16 protein-coding genes are annotated in these 22,501 nt (G+C 43.8%); 9 read left to right on the top strand and 7 right to left on the bottom strand.

All coding sequences use genetic code 11. The features are described 5' to 3' along the window. Positions 1-42 precede the first annotated feature (42 nt). The gene (locus tag ABHV44_RS08020) at positions 43-1,326 is read left to right on the top strand and encodes a UDP-N-acetylmuramoyl-tripeptide--D-alanyl-D-alanine ligase (protein WP_459074155.1); all 1,284 of its coding nucleotides are present in this window, start codon (positions 43-45) and stop codon (positions 1,324-1,326) included. A gap of 39 nt (positions 1,327-1,365) precedes the next feature. Further along, positions 1,366-2,646 (top strand): tyrosine--tRNA ligase, encoded by a 1,281-nt coding sequence (gene tyrS / locus ABHV44_RS08015; RefSeq protein WP_459074154.1) that lies wholly within the window; start codon positions 1,366-1,368, stop codon positions 2,644-2,646. Positions 2,647-2,685: 39 nt separating this feature from the next. On the opposite strand, the gene ABHV44_RS08010 is transcribed toward tyrS, so the two are convergent. The 3 genes from ABHV44_RS08010 to ABHV44_RS08000 form a co-directional block, all read right to left on the bottom strand. Continuing rightward, positions 2,686-8,178, bottom strand: coding sequence for a fibronectin type III domain-containing protein (locus ABHV44_RS08010; protein WP_459074153.1), 5,493 nt, complete (start codon positions 8,176-8,178; stop codon positions 2,686-2,688). A 277-nt stretch (positions 8,179-8,455) separates the two neighbouring features. Continuing rightward, positions 8,456-8,980 carry a hypothetical protein gene (locus ABHV44_RS08005; RefSeq protein ID WP_459074152.1) on the bottom strand — a complete coding sequence of 175 codons (525 nt, stop codon included), beginning with the start codon at positions 8,978-8,980 and terminating at the stop codon, positions 8,456-8,458. A 69-nt stretch (positions 8,981-9,049) separates the two neighbouring features. Further along, positions 9,050-10,018: a LuxE/PaaK family acyltransferase gene (locus ABHV44_RS08000; RefSeq protein ID WP_459074151.1), complete on the bottom strand. Its 969-nt coding sequence runs from the start codon at positions 10,016-10,018 to the stop codon at positions 9,050-9,052. A gap of 63 nt (positions 10,019-10,081) precedes the next feature. Here ABHV44_RS08000 and ABHV44_RS07995 point away from each other — a divergent pair, with 63 nt between their 5' ends. Next, positions 10,082-10,588, top strand: a complete 507-nt coding sequence (locus ABHV44_RS07995) for a hypothetical protein (RefSeq protein WP_459074150.1) — start codon at positions 10,082-10,084, stop codon at positions 10,586-10,588. Here ABHV44_RS07995 and ABHV44_RS07990 read toward each other — a convergent pair. Continuing rightward, positions 10,585-12,276: a Na/Pi cotransporter family protein gene (locus ABHV44_RS07990; RefSeq protein ID WP_459074149.1), complete on the bottom strand. Its 1,692-nt coding sequence runs from the start codon at positions 12,274-12,276 to the stop codon at positions 10,585-10,587. The two genes, ABHV44_RS07995 and ABHV44_RS07990, sit on opposite strands and share 4 nt — an antisense overlap. A 236-nt stretch (positions 12,277-12,512) precedes the next feature. Here ABHV44_RS07990 and ABHV44_RS07985 point away from each other — a divergent pair, with 236 nt between their 5' ends. Both ABHV44_RS07985 and ABHV44_RS07980 read left to right on the top strand, forming a co-directional pair. After that, positions 12,513-12,845, top strand: coding sequence for a carboxypeptidase-like regulatory domain-containing protein (locus ABHV44_RS07985; protein ID WP_459074148.1), 333 nt, complete (start codon positions 12,513-12,515; stop codon positions 12,843-12,845). A gap of 215 nt (positions 12,846-13,060) precedes the next feature. Next, positions 13,061-13,522 carry a toxin-antitoxin system YwqK family antitoxin gene (locus tag ABHV44_RS07980; protein WP_459074147.1) on the top strand — a complete coding sequence of 154 codons (462 nt, stop codon included), beginning with the start codon at positions 13,061-13,063 and terminating at the stop codon, positions 13,520-13,522. Positions 13,523-13,831: 309 nt separating this feature from the next. On the opposite strand, the gene ABHV44_RS07975 is transcribed toward ABHV44_RS07980, so the two are convergent. From ABHV44_RS07975 to ABHV44_RS07965, 3 genes are all read right to left on the bottom strand, one after another. Then, positions 13,832-16,993 carry a lamin tail domain-containing protein gene (locus ABHV44_RS07975; protein ID WP_459074146.1) on the bottom strand — a complete coding sequence of 1,054 codons (3,162 nt, stop codon included), beginning with the start codon at positions 16,991-16,993 and terminating at the stop codon, positions 13,832-13,834. 240 nt (positions 16,994-17,233) lie between these two features. Further along, the gene (locus tag ABHV44_RS07970) at positions 17,234-17,791 is read right to left on the bottom strand and encodes a hypothetical protein (RefSeq protein ID WP_459074145.1); all 558 of its coding nucleotides are present in this window, start codon (positions 17,789-17,791) and stop codon (positions 17,234-17,236) included. Positions 17,792-17,856: 65 nt separating this feature from the next. Next, positions 17,857-18,936, bottom strand: coding sequence for a T9SS type A sorting domain-containing protein (locus ABHV44_RS07965; protein WP_459074144.1), 1,080 nt, complete (start codon positions 18,934-18,936; stop codon positions 17,857-17,859). A 141-nt stretch (positions 18,937-19,077) separates the two neighbouring features. On the opposite strand from ABHV44_RS07965, the gene ABHV44_RS07960 reads away from it, so the two are divergent. From ABHV44_RS07960 to ABHV44_RS07945, 4 genes are all read left to right on the top strand, one after another. Next, positions 19,078-20,223 carry a 5-(carboxyamino)imidazole ribonucleotide synthase gene (locus ABHV44_RS07960; protein ID WP_459074143.1) on the top strand — a complete coding sequence of 382 codons (1,146 nt, stop codon included), beginning with the start codon at positions 19,078-19,080 and terminating at the stop codon, positions 20,221-20,223. Between the two features lie 88 nt (positions 20,224-20,311). Further along, positions 20,312-21,106, top strand: a complete 795-nt coding sequence (locus ABHV44_RS07955) for a thymidylate synthase (protein WP_459074142.1) — start codon at positions 20,312-20,314, stop codon at positions 21,104-21,106. 13 nt (positions 21,107-21,119) lie between these two features. Beyond that, a complete protein-coding gene (locus ABHV44_RS07950; protein ID WP_459074141.1) occupies positions 21,120-21,629 on the top strand; it encodes a dihydrofolate reductase in 510 nt (169 codons plus the stop codon). 29 nt (positions 21,630-21,658) lie between these two features. Then, entirely contained in the window at positions 21,659-22,465 is an 807-nt protein-coding gene (locus ABHV44_RS07945; protein WP_459074140.1) for a hypothetical protein, read from the top strand. The last annotated feature ends 36 nt before the right edge of the window (positions 22,466-22,501 follow it).

The raw sequence follows: 22,501 nt of genomic DNA, 5'->3' as shown, positions 1-22,501 counted from the left end.
ACCCTTCGGAACTTCCGGAGGGTTTTTTTAATGGTTATAAGCATGGTACCACAACAGTTAATCGAAAAGTACAAGCAGCAGCGAAAAGTCACAACCGACTCGCGAAAGGTGAGTGAAGGCGACATTTACTTTGCCCTAAAAGGGCCAAACTTTGATGGAAACAAATTCGCACAATCAGCACTTCAAGACGGTGCTTCCTTCGCAGTAGTTGACGATTCGTCCCTCTCAGGTGACAGGATGATTCACGTTGACGATGTACTCACAGCACTTCAAGATCTCGCGAAGCTGATTCGCTCTGAATTCACATTTCCGGTAATTGGGATAACAGGAAGCAACGGAAAAACAACCACCAAGGAATTGATGCGTGATGTGCTCCAAAAGAAATTGAAGGCCCACGCCACAAAGGGAAACCTCAACAATCACATCGGAGTTCCAATCACAATATTGAACACTCCTTTAGAAACTGAATTGGCCATTATAGAAATGGGTGCAAACCACGTTGGAGAGATTGCATCACTTTGTGAAATTAGTCAGCCTGACTACGGCCTCATAACCAACATCGGCAAAGCTCACCTCGAAGGATTCGGTGGAATTGAAGGAGTAAAAAAAGGTAAGAGCGAGCTCTACAAAAGCGTTGCGAAGCAAGGAAAAACCATATTCGTAAATGGCAATGATGATACTTTGCTTGAGCTTTCCGAAGGTCAGGATCGAATTATTTATGGAGACAGTACAGACAACCTCTTTGAAATCGAACTGGATGAATCGTTCCCCACTGTCTCTTTCACCTGGAAAACACACGACTCGTCTTTTCCAGAAATTTCGACAAATCTAACAGGCGGCTATAATTTACCAAATATTTCCGCAGCCCTGGCTGTAGGTATTCACTTTGGAGTAGACGCCTCGATGATCAATGAGGCTATTTCGGAATACACTCCAGACAACAATCGGTCTCAATTAAAAACAACTGATAAAGACAATCTGCTCATCCTTGACGCTTACAATGCCAATCCAACAAGCATGGAGATGGCTCTGAGAAACTTGAGTGGAATGAGAGCGCAAAGAAAATTTTTCGTGATTGGCGACATGCTTGAGGTAGGAGAATCTTCAAAAGAGGAGCATCAAAACATTGTTGATCTGGCGATCGATCTCGAGTTGGACGGTATTCTTGTCGGTAAAGAGTTTTCCAAAATTTCTAGTCCCTACCCCACTTTCACCGATGCAGATGATGCCATTGCCTATCTAAAAGAAAGGGAGCTCTACTCCACTACTATCTTGCTCAAGGGATCCCGTGGCATTCAGCTTGAAAAGGTGGAACCGATCCTTTAACCAAATGAATATCTTTGCCTTCAAAATTGATCGGAAAGAATGAAAAACTTAGTCGAAGAACTTCGCTGGAGAGGCTTGGTGCAAGACATCATGCCTGGAACTGAAGAGCAACTTATAAAAGAAATGACGACTGGCTACGTTGGATTCGACCCAACAGCTGACTCGCTTCACATTGGAAATCTCGTGCCTGTGATGCTTCTGACACACCTGCAGCGGTTTGGCCACAAGCCTATCGCTCTTGTGGGTGGAGCAACTGGACTTGTAGGTGATCCTTCAGGAAAAACAGCTGAGCGAACCATGCTCGACAAGGAAGTGATTCAACACAACCTTGCTTCGCAAAAAAAGCAACTTGAGCGGTTCCTCGATTTCAGCGATTCAATTGAAAATTCAGCAGAAGTCGTAAACAACTTCGATTGGTTTGGAGAAATTGGGTTTCTAGAATTCATTCGCGATGTCGGGAAACACATCTCGATCAACTACATGATGGCTAAAGATTCCGTTCAAACTCGTCTGGAAACCGGCCTCTCTTTCACAGAGTTCAGCTACCAGCTAATTCAGGGCTACGACTTCTACTGGCTTTGGAAAAACAAAAATGTCGCTCTGCAGATGGGCGGCTCCGACCAATGGGGAAACATCACTACCGGCACCGAACTGATCAGAAGAAAGGGTTCGGGAGAAGCTTTTGCCCTCACTGCACCATTGCTGAAGAAATCTGACGGTAGCAAATTTGGAAAATCTGAAGGTGGCAACATCTGGCTGGACAAAACCAAGACATCGCCTTACAAGTTCTACCAGTACTGGCTAAACACGTCTGATGAGGATGCCGGGAAGTTTATGCGCATTTTCACTTTTAAATCAAAAGATGAGATTGAGCAGTTGGAAAAAGAGCATTCCGAAGATCCGGGTAGAAGAATTCTTCAAAAAGAGCTAGCCAAAGACGTCACCGTCATGGTTCATTCTGAAGAAGACTACGAGACAGCTCTGGCAGCTTCTCAAATCCTTTTTGGAAAGTCGACAGAAGAAGACCTTCGCAAAATCGGAGAAGACGACTTTCTCAGCATTTTTGAAGGTGTAGATCAGGCAGATATTTCTAAAGAATCCCTCGAGTCTGGATTGGGAATAATTGACGCACTGGCAAGCGAAAGCGGTTTTTTAAAATCCAATGGAGAAGCCAGGAGAGCACTCAAAGAAAACTCGATAAGTGTCAACAAGTCGAAGGTCGATGAGGATAAGGTCATCACTCCGAAAGATCTGGTGAACGGTCGCTACATTCTTTTGCAGAGAGGAAAGAAAAAGTATTTTATTTTGAGTGTAAAATAACTATTGGTTCAATTACTAGAGACTGTTCACTAAATATCTTTACTCAATAACCACCCTCCTGACTATCAGGCTCTCCGAGGTAATAATCCGAATAAGATAAAGACCAGGTTCTATTCCAGAAATATCCAATTTGACTTGCTCCATTTGTTGAGTGTTTTTCTTCAGAATGATTGCCCCTTTTGAATCTATGAGTTCAACTACAATGGAATTGCTGTAATTCCCTTCGGGGAATTGAATATTAATTAGATTCTTTGCTGGGTTTGGATAAACTGAAGCACTGGTTGGCAACTGGTTTTCTTCTACTCCAACACATTCTACTATAAATATTTCATAATCGTCAACTGCTGTAGAGTTGCAAGCCAGAGGGTCTAGAATTGTGTAACTAACGACATACTGACCGGGCAAACTACTTCCTGGAGTAACGAGACCGGTAATTGAATCTATGGCTAACCCCTCTTCTGCCTGAAACATGCCTCCTTCATCTCCAGATATTACAGGGGACATAGGTTCATCAATTGTACATAGCACTGTTTCTGGATAAAAAAAAGAAGCGTCTTGATCACACGTTCTTAGAACTACGTCATCAATCCGATACATACTCCCTCCATCCTGGTCAAAGCCCAGAAACCCAAAATTGTATTCCCCAGATTCTGCTACTTGAAATAAGATAGAGTTGTGCTCCCAATCTGTTCCAGGAGATCCATTTATCTGTACAATCTCATCTTCCATTCCATCCATATCCGCGGATGTGCCAATATAAACGGAAAGGTTTTGAAACTGTGAGGCAACATGGCTTTCGAAATCAAGCGCATACACTACGCCATCTTGAAGGTAAAATGAAGGTGTAAACGCCCAGTCGCCATCCTCCGCTTCTGTTGAAACATTTGACAGTTTCAAGCTATTGGGCGGTGTGAAATAAGTGAACATATCAACTTCCCATCTAGGACTGCTAAATTCCGGATTTTCTCTGGTCCAACCACAAGGTAAAGACTCTGAATCATTAAATACCTCAAATGACTCAAACCATGGAAGAGCATCAATGGGTCCGGGATTACAGGGCGTGGTATAGGTAATTGGGCCTATCCACTCTGACAAACCATCTTCTGTATCACATTGACTTCTAATATAAAAATCGAATGTCATCTCATCCTGAAGTCCCTCAATGACAATGCTATTTCCATCAAACGCAGTTACCAGTTCACCATCCCCTATGGTGGGGTCAAAACCTTCTTCATCAAATCTAATTTGCCAAACTGACTGATTGGAATTTCCCCATGAAAGCTCCACAGAACTCGGGGAGAGTTCTTCGAGGTTGAAGGAAGTTGGCTCAGGACAAGATGGTACAGAACGAACTCGAAAGTTGTCTATATGAACTTCTCGAATAGACAACCCCTCATATTCAGGTCCATCTCGCGCATCAAGAGCCAATACAATAACTTGATCTGAGTATTCGGCAAGATTGACGACTACCATTTCTCCGTAAATTGATAAATTCGATCCTGAGTCCCATGTTTCAAGGGTTTGCCAATTCGGTGAATCATCACTCAAAATCTTCAACCTCACAATTTGATCTCCAATTAATGACACAGGCTCATCTGACTGTCCGTAGGATGAGAAAATCATATCAAAATCTAGTTGATATTCGCCATCAGACAAGTCTATCGGTGGGGATATCAGGTAATCTTCTAATCCAATATCATCACTCATGACCATTGAAATAGCCCCTTCCTCAGTTATATTTCCGAAACCAGCAGGCTCCCAAAATTCGAAATCAGAATAAGGGTCACCTTCAAATTGATCAACCCCTTCTCTCCAACAACCGTATGGAAACTCATCAAATGTCTCTATATAATTTGGAATGACAGGCTCACACAAGGTGCGAAAGGATTCTGGCGATGACCACTCTGAGTACGCGAAGTTCTGTTCACAATAAGACTTTACATAAGCCTCATAAGTAGTATTCGGTTCTAAGTCCGTTAAAAGAATAGAAGTATTCCCTTCCACCTGCTGTGGTTCTTGATTCAAATCAGGATCAAAACCAGGTTCTCCGTAAACTACTTCCCATTCATTTGAAAAATCGCTGGAATACCATCCTAACATCGAAGAATTGAAAGAAACATCATAAGTCTCCAAATACTCCGGCTCTCCACACCAGAACTCGTATCTCACCCAAAAATAATCGATCTTGATGGAAACCGACTGATCTTGAAGTGTATGATTAACCCTAAATGCAAACTGAACATCATCGTATTGGTAGTAAGAAAGATTCTCCAAAAACAATTCACCATCTTGACTTGAGGTATAGGTGGAGTCCCATGAATTCAATGTCTCCCAAGTTTCACCATAATCATCTGTTATCATTAAAAGTAATTCAGCTCCAGGGGGAAGCGCAGTTGGGTTTCCTGAATCGTTCTCAAAAACTCTTAGGTTGAAAGCTAATTGCTGATCAGGCCCTGAAAGATCCAAATAATTCGAAACCAACCACGATGGTTCGTCACTGCCAAAGCTGAGATCTACTTTGGCTCCATCATCATTCCCGGTGACCCATGAAGAGTTCTCGTTTTCAAGCTCTCTGGGCCCTGTACTGGCTGTGCCACTGCGGAACCTTCTCCAGCACTCGAGATCATTCTCTTCGAAAAATTCCAAATACTCCGGAGTAATCGGAGAGCAGTAAGTGGTAAAATCTTCCAAATCGGTCCAATCCGAGAAATCTTCTTCTACTTCACACACGGCACGTAATCGCACTTCATATTCCGTTGAAGGTTCAAGTTCATTAAAAACATGAGTAGAATCGGACACTAGTTCCATAGAATCACCAGCATCCGAAGAATAAATGGCTACCTCCCATTGGCTTTCGATCCCGCCTGGACTCCAACTAACTTCCGCATCATGAAACGAGTATCTGTCAATTGTCATGAATTGAGGTGCTGGACATGTTTCAAGAGTTTCGAAGATTAGACTGTTTATCCAATTAGCCACTCCATCATTGCAAAATGGCTTAATGTAAACTTCATACTCCGTTTCATGCGTCAAGTCGGTCAACTCATAACTAGTAGAATCTATTGGTCCGATCAAAACACCTTCATTAAGTTCCGGATTAAAACCAGACTCACCATATTGAAGGATCCATTGACTCTCATCTCCCATCGAGCTCCATTGAACTGTTGCAGTTGAGTCCTCTAGTGTTAAAATCTGTAGTTGTTCTACCGGTAGGCAGCCAGTAAACTCTTCAACTGAGACATTATCAACAGATATAAAGTAGTCATCTCCACCAATTGCTGAGGTTAACCTAAATCCGATCCTTACGGAATTACCAGAAAACCCCGAAGGATAGAGGGTGATGGTTTCACCGTCAGAAGGTGAAGTGTAACTATCATCAAACACTTCTAAAACAGTCCACTGGTCTTGAACAATGTCCAGAAGAACTACTTGCAGGGTATCATCTGACTCCATCTGAGTTGGTTCGTTATCAGAGTCACTTGTCACTGCCAAATCAAAAGAGATGACGGTTGCTTCATCGGGCAATTCAATTATTGGCGAAATCAACCAGTCATCTTCAGGCAAACCATAGTGAGGACGGTTTACCATTGGAGTATCAAGAGGGGTATCTTCCAAGAAGAATTGTCCCCAGGAGGCAGGAAAAAGATCCATAGGGCCTTCTTCTAGTGAACCATTGTGGCCTTCATCCCAGCACGAAGGCAATCCGTCTTGAAAATTCTCAAAAAATGGCACTTGATAAGGCATACATTCTGTCTGAAAATTGTAGGGTCCTAACCAAATTGGATCATCTCCAGCATTGCAACTGACACTATAGTAAAGTGAATATTGCGAATTTGGAGTCAATCCATTCAGATTATAATAAGAGCCTTCAATTTCAGAAATAAGTTGCCCTTCCTCAGAGTAAGGGTCAAAATCACCTTCGGCATATTTCAAATTGAAGTTTTGCCAGTTAAATGGAGAAATTAGGTTTAGTTCAACCGAGCTAAAAAGCGGAGTGGACAGTGAAAGTTCGCTGCTAGCTTCGCAGTCAGTGCCCATAACAATTATATTATCAAAACCTGTTTTAGGTGGCCCATAGGCATTACTTGCAATTGCTACAAATCGAACTTTCATTGATTCAGTGGGAGCTATATAGTCATTTAGAAAATAGTTAAGGGATGTCCAGTATTCTTCGGGCCCACTCAAGCTATCAACCAATACCCAATTCTGTCCATCATCATTTGAAATTTCTATTATTGTTTGATTGTAATCCCCGAGATAGAGCCTTGTTGGCTGAACAAAGCTGAGAGAGAGTTCAAGTCCATTGCTACTGTTTCCATTGAAAGAAGGAGAAATTAATAAAGTTGTATCCGGATCATCATCACCATAGGTGTAACCTCTCTTGAACAGTGCACTCCTTGACCCGTCAAAAGGAAATTCATTGAAATCAACCACACCTTCGTAATCGATTAGACTCGAATTCCCATTCACCAATACTTCCTGCAGGCTTCCCGGTACACCGGATTCAAATCCCTCACACCAAATAACTTCGCCATAATCATTATCACAATGAGTCCCAAAGCTTAACGGCCCGACCCAATCAGTTTGCAAGGTATCTTCACAATTTGCACGAACATACACTTGATAATTTGTAGCAGGCATTAAATCATTAAGAGTTAATGCTCCAACTTCAGCTGAAATTGTAGATCCTTCCTGGCCATCAGGGTCGAAACCCTCAAGCCCAAAATTCAAAATATGAACGGTTGCTGAGTCACTCTGTTCCCAGGATATTTCAGCAGTAGAGTTAGTAATTTCAGATACACTTAAACCCGATGGATTAGGACATTCTGGACTTTCACGGATAATAAAGTCTTTGAAAAATACTCTGTTCTGGACAGTATCTTCCACGGCATCCCCATCAGTAGCCCAAAACGCAAATTGTACTAGCTCCCCAGAATAATTAGTCAAATGAATTAGGTAATGACTCCACTCCTCATAAAATGTACTGTCACTATTCCATGTCAACAAACTTGTAAAAGTCTGACCGTTATCATTTGTGATTAAAAAATGGACCTCATCATCCACCCCCAAGTCTCCCTCAATACCCAGAATGGTAGGGTTTTGTGGATCATCGCGAAAAATCCTCATATCTAAGAGCAGTTGAGATGGCAGAGAGGGCAACAAAACCGTAGGTGACATTATCCATCTATTAACGCCTTCTTCGTTGTTCAATTCAATATCTAAGGCAGAAGACTGTCCACCAAAATTTACATTTGTATCCCATCCGCCAGGGCTTAATGAGTCTGGCCCCATATCGGGAGATCCACCAGCATAGCTGAACCAGCAATTATTGTTTGCATTGTAATTATTAATCATGTTCTGAGGTAGACCGAGGCTATCACAGCTATTAGAAATCAGCATACCAGACTGATTTAACTCTACAGAACCGGTAAGCCCTGTACCTTGTGCATTCGCATTTTCGCTTCTACCTAACGACAATAACAAAATGACTACTAGTAGCTTAAACTTTGGGAAGTTGTTAAGTGGACACATAAACAATCTATTAATCAGCCACTAAAATATTCTTTTGTTAGGGTTTAGCCTCTATTTTTTGAAAAAAATAGAGTTCACAATGAGTATTTGTTTAGTATAATTTTTACTCAACAGCTTGTCACTTAAATGGGCTGCAACTCCCTGAGTGCCGGACCTGAAGCACCCAAATAAAAAAGCGGAGGCCACATTTGGTCTCCGCTTCTTTTTCATTTAGGAAATCATGAAAGTAGGTTAATTTTTTCGGGCTTAGGAGGCCCCTCAGTTTTAACCACTGTCTTTATAGTTTTCTACCCTTCACATATCGGGTAGAGCTATTCATTTTTTGTTCCTTCTTAATCTTCATCAGCAAGTAGGCTTTTCCGCTGCCAGGTGAAGTCAAATAATCTACTCCTCCGTAATTGACAGTGCCTTTGTCGTCTTTCCAGCTTTTTGCCAGCAGAATGTAACGTCCTGTCTGATCATCCGCTCCAAAGACCAGAAAACAATTTGGATCGTCTTCAAAACTTACAAAGAGTTTGTCTTCTTCCTCCTTCACCACTGTACCGGGTGTTCCTTGTTGGATTACAACCCGATCTGCTTTCTGATCGTCTTTTACGACCACAGTGCCATTTTGAGTGTAAGTCCTGACTTTGTCGGACTTTCTTTCGAGCACTACTGTCTGAGAAACATAGAACTGAACTTGCTTGAGTTTATCCTCCGGCAGATCCAACTCGTTGGATAACTGCGAGGAGAAAGGAACTCGCGTAGAACAAGACGAAAGCAAAACCAAAAGGGTTGCTCCTAAAAACCAGAATTTATTCATGAATTGGATCGTTTATTTGGGATTTTAGCAACAATTGTTCCAACCATCGAGATGGAATTGCTTCGCAGCTCAGGACACCATGAGATTGCAGCCACGAACATCAGCCTGATCGAAACGACCAAGCACCTCAAAAGAACCATCCTCGTGAAGTCGGCCCAGATCCTGAGTAGCGATAAAAGCGCAAGAATCTTCGTTGGCCAGGTCGATTACGTTTATCCCTCCTGTTTTTCCGGTGCTCGCTTGCTTAAAAGGATCGTTAACTTCTCTGATCAACACCTTCATCCACGGAGGACACTTAAACCTTCCATTTCCCTTTGAATAGGCCTGGCTCAATAGTTCCGTCATTCCGTATTCGCTGTGAATGCTGTCTACTCCAAAACCAATGGTGAGCTGCCGATGGAGCTCCTCCCGGGTGACCTCCTTCCTTCTGCCTTTCATGCCACCAGTTTCCATTATGATGGTGTTATTTAGTTTGAAACGGTGCTTTTCGATAAGATCTAGCAAAGCGAATGATACCCCGATGAGCAATACTCTTTCGCCTGCCGCATCCAAAGCCTTCAACTTCTCAGCCAATGCATCCAGGTTGTTCAGATAAAAACCACTGTCTGGCTTTTCGCTTTGCTCGATCAGTTTATCAACCATGTAAATCAAACTGCTGCCATCTCTTTCAAGGTAAGATGGCAAAAGTGCCAAAATTGTGTAGTCGGAGGGTGTACCGTAGAATCGGTGAAATCCGATTTTAAAAGATTTTTCGTAGTGACTTAGACTTTTTACAAAGTGTCTGCTTGTCCCTTCACCACTCGTCCCGCTTGATGTAAAGGTCTCCTCGGGCTTCACGGTAAAGCTTTTTATTTCTGCCGATTTAAAGAACTCAATCGGGAGAAAGGGAAAAGGCAAATCGCCAAAGTTCCCGGTCGCTTCCAGTCTTTGACTAAACTCCGCATAAACTGGGTTGTTGCTTTTCTGGTGAGAAAATATTCGGTTTGCAACTTCGTTGAATTCCTGACTGTTAGAGATATCGAAAACTGACTTGACCATAGGCTTTCCAGAGAAGGCAAAGGTATGATCTCAACGCAGAATTTTTATGATTAAATTTGTTTTATGCAAAAGGTGAAACATCTGATTATTCCATTCATTGCTATTAGCGTAATGCTTGCTTCAGTTGGTTGTGAGTCTACTGAAGACTTTCCGGACGAGCCACAGATTACTTTTAAGAGTCTGGACATTCAAGGGCCAAACAGCGCAAAACTCAAAATAAACTTCACTGACGGAGATGGCGACATCGGTTTGAGTGAAGGAGATACTTTACCACCATTTTGCCCTGAAGAATGCGACTACTACTACAACTTGCTCTGTGAATACTATGAGAAGCAAGATGGTGAATGGGTTATTTTCGATGATTTAGCAGCACCCTTCTATTATCGCGTGCCTGTTGTGGAGCCCAGTGGCCAAAACCCAACTCTGGAAGGTGAAATTCACATCGACCTCAACGCTTATTATATTACCGGAACTGGCTACGACACGTGCCGAATGAGCGTAAAGTTAATTGATCGATCGCTTAATGTCAGCAACGAAGTTTTCACGAATACCTACGTGAAGCCAAATTAGACTTCTCCAATTATTCCCTCAGAAACATTTATAATGTGGTCACCCACCTTTTCTAATTGAGAGAACAGATCGATGTAAATCATTCCGCTGTTAATTCCGTATTTCTTCTGCTCAATGTCTCTGAGGTGCTGGCTGCGAAGCTCATCTCTGAAATTATCGATTTCCCTTTCCTTCTCTTTAGCTGGTTTAATATCGACCTTTTCACTTTCCGTTTTTAGGTTTTCTACCATTATCACGAAAGCTTCATCAACGAGTTCGAACATCTTCTTCAGGTTTTCACGCTGTTCAGGTAAGAAATAAACTTTCTTCTCGTCCTTGTTTTCCAGAGTTAGGCTCATTTGATAATAGATATCTCCGATGCGCTCAAGGTCGTTGGCAATACTCAAAAGTCCACGCACTCTCACACTTGTTCTGGGCGACATTTCCCCTCGCGAAACCTGACCGAGGTAATTGGCAATTTCAACTTCCACCCTGTCGGTGATTTCTTCGTATTTCTTGATCTTTTTAAGCAGTTTCTTTTTGGTTCGACCATCTGTTTCCTCAAGAATCTGACTGACAAACTCGCTCATGCGACTCGTGATCTTACCAAACTTGGCCGCTTCCTTGTAAGCTTCCAGTAGAGATAGTTCAGGAGTCCCCATTACACCTGCTCCGATGTACTCCAAAGTAAAGATCTCATCGTCCCCTTTTGATGGGATCATTCTGATTACGACTCTGCTGATTAGCTTGGTAAACCAAAGAAGTATCAATGTGGCAAACAGATTGAATGCCGTATGGAAAAACGCAAGTTTCAGCGTGTTCGCAGCTGCCTGATCTCCACCCACAAAAATGCTGTGGACACCATCGAAAACCCACGAAATGAAGCTGACAAATTGCGGGAAAAAGAGAATAATCCAGGCGATTCCGAATAAGTTAAAAATGAGGTGAGCTCTTGCTGCTCGCTTAGCGTGGGCGTTACCGATAACTGCCGCAATGTTTGCAGTAATCGTGGTACCAACATTTTCTCCTGCTACCATGGCAGCGGCCATCTCGAGGCTTAGGTAATCTTTGAACAACAAAACAATTGTCAGTGCAATGGCCGCACTGGAGGATTGCACTACGATGGTCAAAAGCATTCCGATGAGCACAAACATTACGGTTGAGAGAAAGGTCAACTCTCCAAAATCGGCCAGGAACATACCCACTGCACTACTCAAGTCTATCACAGGGACACTTAACTTTAGAAACTCCAGCCCGATGAAAAGCACGGCAAACCCCATGAGCATCTCACCGGTGTATTTGTACCCATCTCTTTTGAAAAACAAGAGTGGTAAACCGATTGCAATGATTGGCATGGCAAACGACAGCACGGAAAAATCGCCAAACGCAAGAATGGCCATGAGCCAGATCGTAATAGTGGTGCCTATATTGGCACCCATGATTACACTGATTGCTTGTTTGAGCTTGAGAATACCCGCATTCACAAAACTCACAACCATCACTGTGATTGCCGATGACGACTGTACCAGGGCCGTAGACGCAAAACCAGCGAACATGGCAGAGAATCGGTTGGATTTCATCCCACTGAGCATTTGACGCAAGTAGGGTCCGGTGATTCTCTGAATACTCTCACTCATGATTTTCATCCCAATCACAAAGAGCCCAAGTGCACCAGCAAGTTGAAATACTTCGTAAACTCCAAAATCCATAGATAATCTATTAAGAAGACGCAAATGTAACATCGATATCCGGAATAAAACCGACTGCAGCTATGCTATCATTGCGCTTAAACAATCCTTAATGCGAGTGAAATATAATATTTACACTACCCCCTTCTGGAGCTGTTTGCATAACTTTCCATTAACATGTCGTTAATTGTTTCATAACCCCTCATAAACACTGACTTCAAGCTGCAGGATTTTCTTTGTACTCAAAGAATAAAGGAATGAGAATCGCCATTTTTACAGCTGCTTTTTTGTTTGTTGCCAATGCGCTTTTTGCCACTGGAGGAAATTCCGGAGAAAACTCTGCTGAAGAAACCACTACCATCCACGGTAAAGTAATTGACAAAACAAACGGTGATGAGCTCACAGGTGTTCAGGTGAAAATCCAGGGAACAGACCTTGTAACTTACACCGATCGCTATGGCAACTTCACTTTTGAAGATCTCTCTTGCAGCGATTGCCAGGTGCAGTTCTCTTACATCTCTTTTGAAGATCTCAAGCTTCAGGTAAGTGAGCTTTCCAATCAGGAGAAAGTGGCTCTCACCTCAAGATAATCACTCACAATTTCTATATTATCCTCTCGTGCATTCTTTGTCCACGTGACCTATGTTAACCAACCTGTTAACATTGAATTAACATTGGGATCACTTTTTACATGCTGTCTTTCAGTCACTTAAATCTTATCGACCTCTCCGGGCGAATATTTAACACGATCTTATGTTAACTTTTTCTTACCTTTGTCTTAATTGAACATTAAAGCAGAGAAAAAATGAAAAAGCTCATTTGGATTTTAGCGCTGACGATAGGGTTTACTGGATTTAGTAACGCTCAGGATCTAATTAAAAAAGACGGAGTATTCTATACACAAGAAGGAAACGAGTTTTCTGGTGTGTACAATACCTACTACGCTTCTGGTGAAACTGAAGCCACATACAATATTGAAAACGGAATTTTAGATGGCGAAGTAACCTTTTTCCACGAAAATGGCCAGGTGAAAGAAACCGGCTCCTACACAGACGGCAAAAAGGATGGCGTTTGGATGCAGTGGAGTTCCGAAGGTGTTAAGACTGCTCAGGCAGAATACATCAACGGAACGAAAGACGGAGTTTGGATCGTGTGGGACGAACAAGGAAACAAACGCTATCACATGGTTTACCAGGAAGGTGATAAAATTGATGTTTGGAAGATCTGGGACGAACAAGGTAATTTGCTGAGCGAGCGTTCCTACTAAAAATAATCGTTTGAGAGGAAATTTGGTTTCCTCATTTAGAGAAGAAAAAGGTCGGTTTTGAGTCCGACCTTTTTCGTTTTTATACCTCGCATTTCTCCCTAATTATGACATTTGGTTCGTGTTCGTTCGAACTCAATTGTTTCAGTGAAGTGGTCATCTTCGATTCCGCACCTCTTTCATTCTTTTCTTTAAAATGGGAACGTCAGCCATCGATCAAAAACTGGCAGTGTTTCTCAAAAAAGAAAAGCCGACCCTTTTCAGGATCGGCTTCACTCATCAGTCTAACTGATGCTGATTTCATAATGTCTCTTAGTCGGTGCAAATTGCTCCGAAATCCCCAAGCAACAAGAGCAAGTCGTTAGTTGAAATAAGACCTGAACTGTCGATATCAGTGGGACAGCTATTTGCATAAGGGAATTCACAACTTCCGTCATCGTCTGTCGCTTCAGGGTTGTAGTTCGTTGCCTGCTCGTAAGTACATCCGAGAATATCTCCCTGGATGATACAAGAGTCGTCATCGATATCCGCTTCCGGATCGTAGTTCTCTGCATTCTCATCCGTACATCCCAGCTTAGCCACATCAGCTTCATCTCTTGGAGTTAGCTTGTATTGACCAAACGAGAAGTAAAGTGGGGAAGTGATTTGGTACTCGTCTCCTGCCACGACCGGCTGAGCATTGTAACCCAGGTCATCAATTACTACAACCCCACTTCCATCGTCAATTGACCATTCGCCAAAACCGAGATCCTCAGATGCAACCGCACCTGTTGTTTGGAGTAGAACACCTTCCCACTGCTCCTGGCTGGAGTTTACAGTAGAGAGTATTTCAGGATCTGGCAAAGCATTGCCTGAAGAAGTCACCGAAACGCTTGAAGCATTTATCTGAGTAAGGTCGTTATCTTCAGAGACAGAACCTTCAACTGAAACGAGGTCACCCTGAGCTACACCCGTTCCATTCACCCAAATTCCAGTAAACGCACCATTTCCATCCTGAATAGTGAATCGAGATTCGTACACTCCAGTAACTACACCAGAAGTAATCACGAATTCGCCAGTGTGATCTTCACTTTGAAGCTCAACGATAGTATAAGCTGTAGCATCTGGAGCTTCCGAGTTTTGTGCTCCCGGGGTTCCGTTCGGCACAAAGCTAGCCTGCCAGTTCGCTGGATCGTTATTGTCACTGTTTGTGTCAATCAACTCAAGTGAAGGGCAATCTCCATCGGGACTGGAAGGCCATGAGCCACCACCTGAATAGGCCACTTCGTCCACAACAGCAGCGGTGAAGTCCGATAAAACAATCGTCTCGCCAGAATTGGTGAGTCCGCCACTAAACTGGAAAACCTGATAGCCATTACCTTCATACGATACTGCATTTGCAGCTACTATGATATACTCACCTGCAGCGATTGTAGCTTCGCTGAAAGTATAATCTACAGCCTCTGAAAGTGTCCATCCGGTGAGGTCTACTTCAGAATCTCCGTTGTTGTAGAGCTCGAGGAATTCAAAATCGCTATCGCTTCCGAGGTCTGCACAAGGGTTGTAGTGAATTTCGTTAATTACAATATCAGCATTAACTTCTGTGTCATTGTCAACGATTGTGAGTTCTGTTTGAGCGTTGTCTCCGAGGAACGCAGCGTTTCCACCTGCGAGGTTTTGAAGACTGAGAACAACAGTTTCGTTGTCTTCAGTATCCATGTCATCGATCAAAGAGAGCGTTACGCACTGTGGAGTATTATCTCCCGCTGGGAAAGTAAGCGACTGCGGGAAAGAAATTGGAGAACCGGCTCCGTTATCGTAGTCATCACCATTAGTAGCTGTGCTGGTGCCTTCGAGCACAACATCTACGGTGGTTGCGTTTTCTGCGTCAGCATTTTCGAGCAACACACAAATAGTCACTTCTCCAGCTCCTTCAGACTCCGTGTAAGTCGCCTGACTAAACTGAACAATCGTTTCTGAAATAGTGCAAGCACTCACTAGGTCGAGGTTTCCTGGAGTTCCTCCATCGGCAACTTCCTGCCAGTTAGAACCTGTAGTTGAGTTATCCATCCCCGGATCGATTACGTGAAGCGAGCTACCACCACCATCAGCACCGTCAGCGTCATTGTAAGTCACCTCATCGGCAACTGAAATCTGATCTGGCGCCACTAGCGAAATTGTGTTGCTCGAGTTCACCAGGTTGTTAGAGTTATTGGTATTCGCATCGATTCCGTAGTCAGGCGTGAATGGGCAATCGGGGTTGTAAGTTCCATCTCCGTCACTTCCAAGTGAAACTGTGATGCACTCTCCATCCAGGATTTCGGTTCCCGGATCGAACGTAAATTCAACCTCACCACCAACGTTTACAGTGTAGTCACCTACTGACTGAGTCGAACCTGATACGTTGCAGATTTCAATCCACTCATCGTCTGTTCCAGAAGAGTTGTACATGATTTCTGAAATCACCACATCCGGAGTTGCAAGCTGATCATTGTCCTCGATGCTAACAGTTGTTTGAGCTGGAAGTGAAAGCCCGGCATTATCTCCACCGGCTGCATTTTGCAAATTCAACACAATTGATTCCTCAGTCTCTGTCTCCGAGTCATCTTCAATTGAAATGGACAGACACTGATCGTTAGAGTCTCCTGCAGGGAAAGTCAAAGTAACAGGAAACGAAATGGCAGCATCTGATCCATCGTGAAAATCAACACCATTCACGGCAGAGCTGGATCCATCGAGATTAATTTCTACGGTAGTTGCATTGTTGGCATCAGCGTTAACAATCGTAACACAAACATCCAGTGTGCCTCCATCTTCTGACACTGAATAGTCGAATTCTGCGAAAGCGACTTCGGTAGATGTAGAGGGTGCAGCTCCAATCCAGGATCCCGGATCAAAAAGCCCGTCAGTTGTGGCCACAGCAGAAGCTGTATGATTTGTGCAACCTTCAGTTGTACCTTCGCCCCAGACATTCCAGTTGGCTTCATTCCAGGTACCACCATTTCCAGCGGTTACCGAAGCAACTCTTTCAGCTCGCCCGTTTTCGAATTCGTGGCATGTATCAGAGCCGTCTTCTCCAGGAACTCCAAAAATATCGACAACAGTTTCTGAAGGGTCGAGCAACTGAACGTTGTCATCCCCATTGCTGTCTGCAGGACCACCAGTGCCAATTGACTGATTGGCTTCAATTCCATAGCAAGACAAAAAGCTAGCGCCATCTGCAGCGATGATATAGAACCCTCCAGCAGGGATCGATCCTGTTAGAGCCACTGGAGTCTGCGGACTGGTATTAGCGTTGGTGTAGCGTTGCAAAGCCCAGCCAGACCCAAGATCAACAGCCTCGGAGCCTGCGTTGTACAATTCGACATAGCGACAACCGGCATTATCACCCGGGTCGGCAAGTTCTGTAATAAAGACCTGACTCACCGCCATTTGAGAGGACATCATCATCCCCATCAGCAAGGCAGCTGTCAGTAAGTAGATAGATTTTTTCATAATTATATTGGTTTGAAATATTAGACTTTCTCGTCATCCTCCATCGAAGAGGAAGACAAATATAACCATGAAAATAGGGGTTTTATCGACTCATCGGGACATTTAATCGAACCGTAAAGTACAATTCAAGATTTGATAATCGCTGAAGTGACCACAATTAAAAGCCAATAGCGCGATAGCAGGAGCCAATAGATTTATCAACAAAAGGCAACAGAACTGCCGCTTTTGAAAAATGAACTCCTAAAATCCAAAGAAGAAGCCGCCACGAATAGTTGGGTTGCTGTAGGGAGAATACGGGTCTCCAATTACATCGAAGAGGGCCATGATGAAAATGGAAGAATTTTGGCCAACCGGCATTCGATAACCACCACCCAAAAAGAGCACATTAACATTGCGCCTTTGTACCGAGTTCAATTCAAAAACCTCAAGGTTGACGAAGTTGTATTCCACATTTGCGAAAATGTCTTCGGTGATCAGATAGCGCCCAAAAGCACTGCCACCGTAGATAGAAGTCTCAAAAGTCCCAAACCGATCTTTGACACGGTAGTAAGTATAGATCCCGCCAACTCCTCCAATGAGCCTATCTGTAATGCGATAGCCTACCTGAGGAGAGGCTCCAATTATGGTGAAGTTTCCGAACTGAAGTTGGAGGTTCCCACCAAAAAGCCAGCGATCAGATTGAGCATTTCCTTTCTGCTCTTTCTTGTCTTTGTCCTTTTGGTCCTCTTCATCATCAACATATTGACCATGAACCTGACCAAGAAAAAAGAACACTAAAATGAATGTGAAAATTCTCATAATTGAATTCGAATCGCTGTTAGACTAGAACTTCTGCAAACATCAAAAAATTGCATTTTAAATAGCTACCTGGCAACAACAACTTTTTTGGTTCTTAGCTCACTATGGCCAGAACGAACTGTCAGAAAGTAAGTACCCGGCTTTAGGTGGAGGGCCGCAAGGTACACGGTAACCCCTCCCTGCTGATAGTTGCCATCACAAAGGACTTTCTCAACCTGGCCACGACTGTTTATCAAAGCCATCTTGAGATGACCACTTCTGCGGTTGTAGAATTCAACTCTAGACTTACTGGTAATTGGGTTTGGGTAAACCTCGAACCGACCTTCACTTTTCATCTCCGAAACACTAACAGGTGGGGTTATCCCCACAAAAATCACTTCGTTTGAGCCGGAATTCGGAATGGCCAGTGTGTCGATTTCCCAGGCCAAATCGATGTCTGCTGGATTCGACAAGCCGGGAACCACAATCACATCGGAACTTGAAAAATCCGAAGTGTACCTGGTTATCTGTTGCGGACTCCACGAAGACAGGTAAAAGTTTCCTTCCTCGTCTCTCACGATGCCATCAATATTTCCAAGACCCGTGGAAATCTCATCTACTACTGTCTCTTCGAAAGGGTCGATTACAAATACAGAAGCATTGGCTCCCCACTCAACGGCATACAACAATTCTTCATCGGGCGAATACCACAAGCCATTTGGACTACCCCAATTTCCCAGCACGTTAAGTGTCTGCCATTCAGGATTTTCCAGATTGGAGACATCCACAGCGTAAATCTCTCCCGAGCCGAAGTCGCTGATCCAAAGCATGTCTTCACCATTTGAGGCCATGCCGTTGAGAAATTGTGCACCGGCCGGTTCTTCATCAGAAATAATTGATCCGAGTTCCAAATCATAGATTTCAAGAGAGTTGTTATGGATAGCAAAAAGATGATTGTCGAAAATCTCCATACCGTAGTTGGCAGTTGGCACATTCCCCCAGTTAGTAGCCTCGCCACCTGTCTGCATCGTGGCTATGGAGTTTCCATTCGAAACAAACCACCGATGACCAACAGGGTCGAATTCCACAGATTCGATATCGATAAGCTGAGAAAATGCAGTGAATGTCTGCAAGAGGAGGATTGAGAAGACGAGTTTTGTTTTCATGGATCTGAGGTGCATTGGTTAATAGCCGCCTAAGTTAGCAAAGCTTTCAATCCCACGGATCACAAGAAAATGTGAAGCTTCAAATCCCAGGCTGTTCTCGGGCAGTGTTAATGATTATTTTTGCCAAAAATCAGGCAGCACATGAAATCTTTCTACGATAAGTCTTTTAAACTCGGAATTCTTGGAGGCGGACAACTCGGGCGAATGCTCTTGAGAGAAACCAACAACCTCGATGTGAAAACGCACATTGTAGACCCTTCCGAAAACGCTCCCTGCAATGAGCTTGCGAATAGTTTCACGGTTGGCGACTTCAACGATGCAAACACTGTTTTTGAGTTTGGAAAAGAGATGGACGTAGTCACCATCGAAATTGAAAACGTGTCTGTTGAAGGACTAGAAAGACTGAAGGCAGAAGGCGTGCAGGTATTTCCAGACCCGAAAATTCTGAGCACCATCAAAGACAAGGGAAAGCAAAAGCAATTTTACGCTGAAAACGGAATTTCTACTTCTGACTTCAGACTTGCTGAAAACCGATCTGATGCTGCCTCGAAGATTAGCGAGTATCCGGTTGTGCAGAAGCTTAGAACTGGCGGCTACGATGGACGAGGCGTCCAGGTACTCAGGTCGGAAGCCGATTTGGAGAAGGGATTTGACGAACCTTCGCTACTCGAAGATTTTGTCGATTTCGAAAAAGAAATCTCTGTCATCGTCTCCCGCAATGCAAAAGGCGAAACAAGAACTTTTCCGCTAGTAGAACTCGATTTCAACCCAGAGGCAAACCTGGTTGAATTCCTGTTTTCTCCGGCAGATGTTTCGGACAGCGTAGAGCGAAAAGCCTTTGATCTTGCAAAACAGGTCGTTGATGCCTTCGACTACGTTGGGATTTTGGCAGTAGAAATGTTTGTGACTAAAACTGGCGATGTCCTTGTGAATGAAGTCGCACCACGCCCCCACAACTCTGGCCACCACACAATCGAAGCCAATGCCACTTCGCAGTACATGCAGCACTTGCGCTCTATTCTGGGGCTGCCACTTGGTGACACTTCGATTGTTCGTCCGGCTGTGATGTACAACCTCCTGGGCGACCCCAACCACAAGGGTCCGGTGAAATACCAGGGGATCGAAGAGATCATGAGTTGGCCTGGAGTCAACGTACACATCTATGGAAAAGCTGAGACAAAACCATTCCGCAAAATGGGCCATGTAACAATCACAGCTGATACGCTGGAAGAAGCTCGCAAACTGGCCAAAAAAGTGCAGCAAACGGTGAAGGTCGTGAGTCAGTAATTAGATGCTCACAATTTTTCCACATTGCTTTTACGCGTTTTTTCAAATCGTAAATTGCATTGATTCCCGAAAAAGAAAAAAGTAAGACATGAAGCAGTACCACGACCTCCTCGAGCACATTTTAGAAAACGGAACCGAAAAAGACGACCGCACCGGAACAGGAACCATCAGCACATTTGGCTACCAAATGCGATTCGACCTTTCTGAAGGTTTTCCAGTGCTCACAACCAAGAAACTTCATCTGAGGAGCATCATTCACGAGCTGCTCTGGTTTTTGAAAGGAGATACAAACATCGCTTACCTGAAAGAAAATGGTGTGCGGATTTGGGATGAATGGGCCGATGAAAACGGTGACCTCGGACCGGTTTACGGATACCAGTGGCGGAGCTGGCCAAACCCCGATGGCACTCACACCGACCAGATCAAAAAGCTGATTGACGGAATCAAAAACAACCCAAACAGCAGAAGACACATCGTCAGTGCGTGGAATCCATCTTTTATCGATGACATGGCACTTCCACCTTGCCACTGCCTTTTTCAGTTCTACGTGAGCGAAGGAAAACTCTCTTGCCAGCTTTACCAGCGCAGTGCAGACACATTCCTGGGAGTACCTTTCAACATAGCATCGTACGCGTTGCTCACTTTCATGATTGCTCAGGTTTGTGACCTCGAACCTGGAGAATTCGTTCACACTTTTGGTGACGTTCACCTTTACAAGAACCATCTCGATCAGGCTCGCGAACAGCTCACGAGAGAGCCACGCTCACTGCCAACAATGAAAATCAACCCCGAAGTAAAAGACCTCTTCGAATTTAAATTCGAAGATTTTGAGTTGGTAGATTACGATCCGCATCCGCACATTAAAGCCGCTGTTTCTGTTTAAATCAAATCGACTCATGACCGTATCTATCATTGCTGCTGTTCCAAAAAATCGAGTTATCGGTAAAGACAACCAACTCGTGTGGGACTTGCCAAAAGACATGGCCTTTTTTAAATCAACCACCAAAGGTCACCACGTGATTATGGGGCGAAAAAACTACGAATCAATTCCAGAAAAGTACCGTCCACTTCCCGGTAGACCGAATATTGTGGTCACCCGACAGGATGATTACTCCGCTCCAGAAGCACAGGTCGTTAATTCCATTAAGGAAGGATTGGATCTGGCAAAAGAAGCTGGAGAAGAAGAAGCTTTTGTGATTGGCGGAGGCCAGATCTACGATGCAGCACTGAAAGAAAACCTGATCGATGTGATGTATCTAACTCATATCCACAGCGAGTTTGAGGGGGATACTTACTTTCCAAAATTCGATGAGTCAGATTGGGAGCGGACACTCATCATGCATCACGAAAAGGATGAGAAAAATCCTCATGACTTCGACATCTACCGCTACGTGAAATGTTCTTAACTTTGTTAGGATCAATTTTCTGAACATCTATGAAAAAGCTAACGATTTTCTTCCTGGTTTTCACCGTGCTTCTTTTCTCCTCTTGCGACAAAGAAGAAGAGACTGGTGACGTCACGCTTGTAACTGCACGCGACAACATGAAGGCAGAGACGATTTTGAACGACCTGTTCGAGATCATGACCTACTTCATCCATCAGGACGATCCTTTTTCGACAGTGCGTTATCCCTGTATTGACGAAGTTCAGTCGACTTCTGATGGCGGAACTCAAAGTTTTACGATAGACTTCGGGCCGGATAATTGCAATGATGAAGACATCCGGACCAGGAAAGGAATCATCAACTTCTCCACAACTGGAAACCTTAGTGATGCCGGGACGGTGATCACCATGACGACTGAGGATTTCATGCTCGATGACTACGAGTGGCAAGGTGAAGTTGTCATAACCAACGAAGGCGAAAATGCTGAGGGGCACATTGAATTTGAGATTGTGACTAACGGAATTACGATCATTGCACCACTCAACGATTATCAAATAGAATGGACAGCAACCCACACCCGTACCTGGGTTGACGGAATGCAATCCAACCTGGTAGAGGATGATGAGTTTCTCATTGTTGGAACAGGAACAGGCGTGGATCGCACGGACAAAAGCTTCTCTTTTATCATCAACGAGTCTCTCACTTCAAATATCATCTGCAAGTATTTCCGATCTGGTCAGATGGACGTAAATCCTTCAGGTGCTCTGACAAGAGCCATTAATTACGGAGATGGAAGTTGCGATAAAAAAGTAGTGATCAACGTCAATAATCGTGACTACAACGTGGACATTGAGTAATCTCATCAATTCTTTTAATTTGCAGCCAAAACCTGC

This window comes from Halocola ammonii, assembly GCF_049334165.1.
Taxonomy (GTDB): Bacteria; Bacteroidota; Bacteroidia; order Flavobacteriales_D; family Sanyastnellaceae; genus JBEGHD01.
Note: the sequence above shows the minus strand (reverse complement) of the source record. Positions and strands in the feature narration are given on the sequence as shown.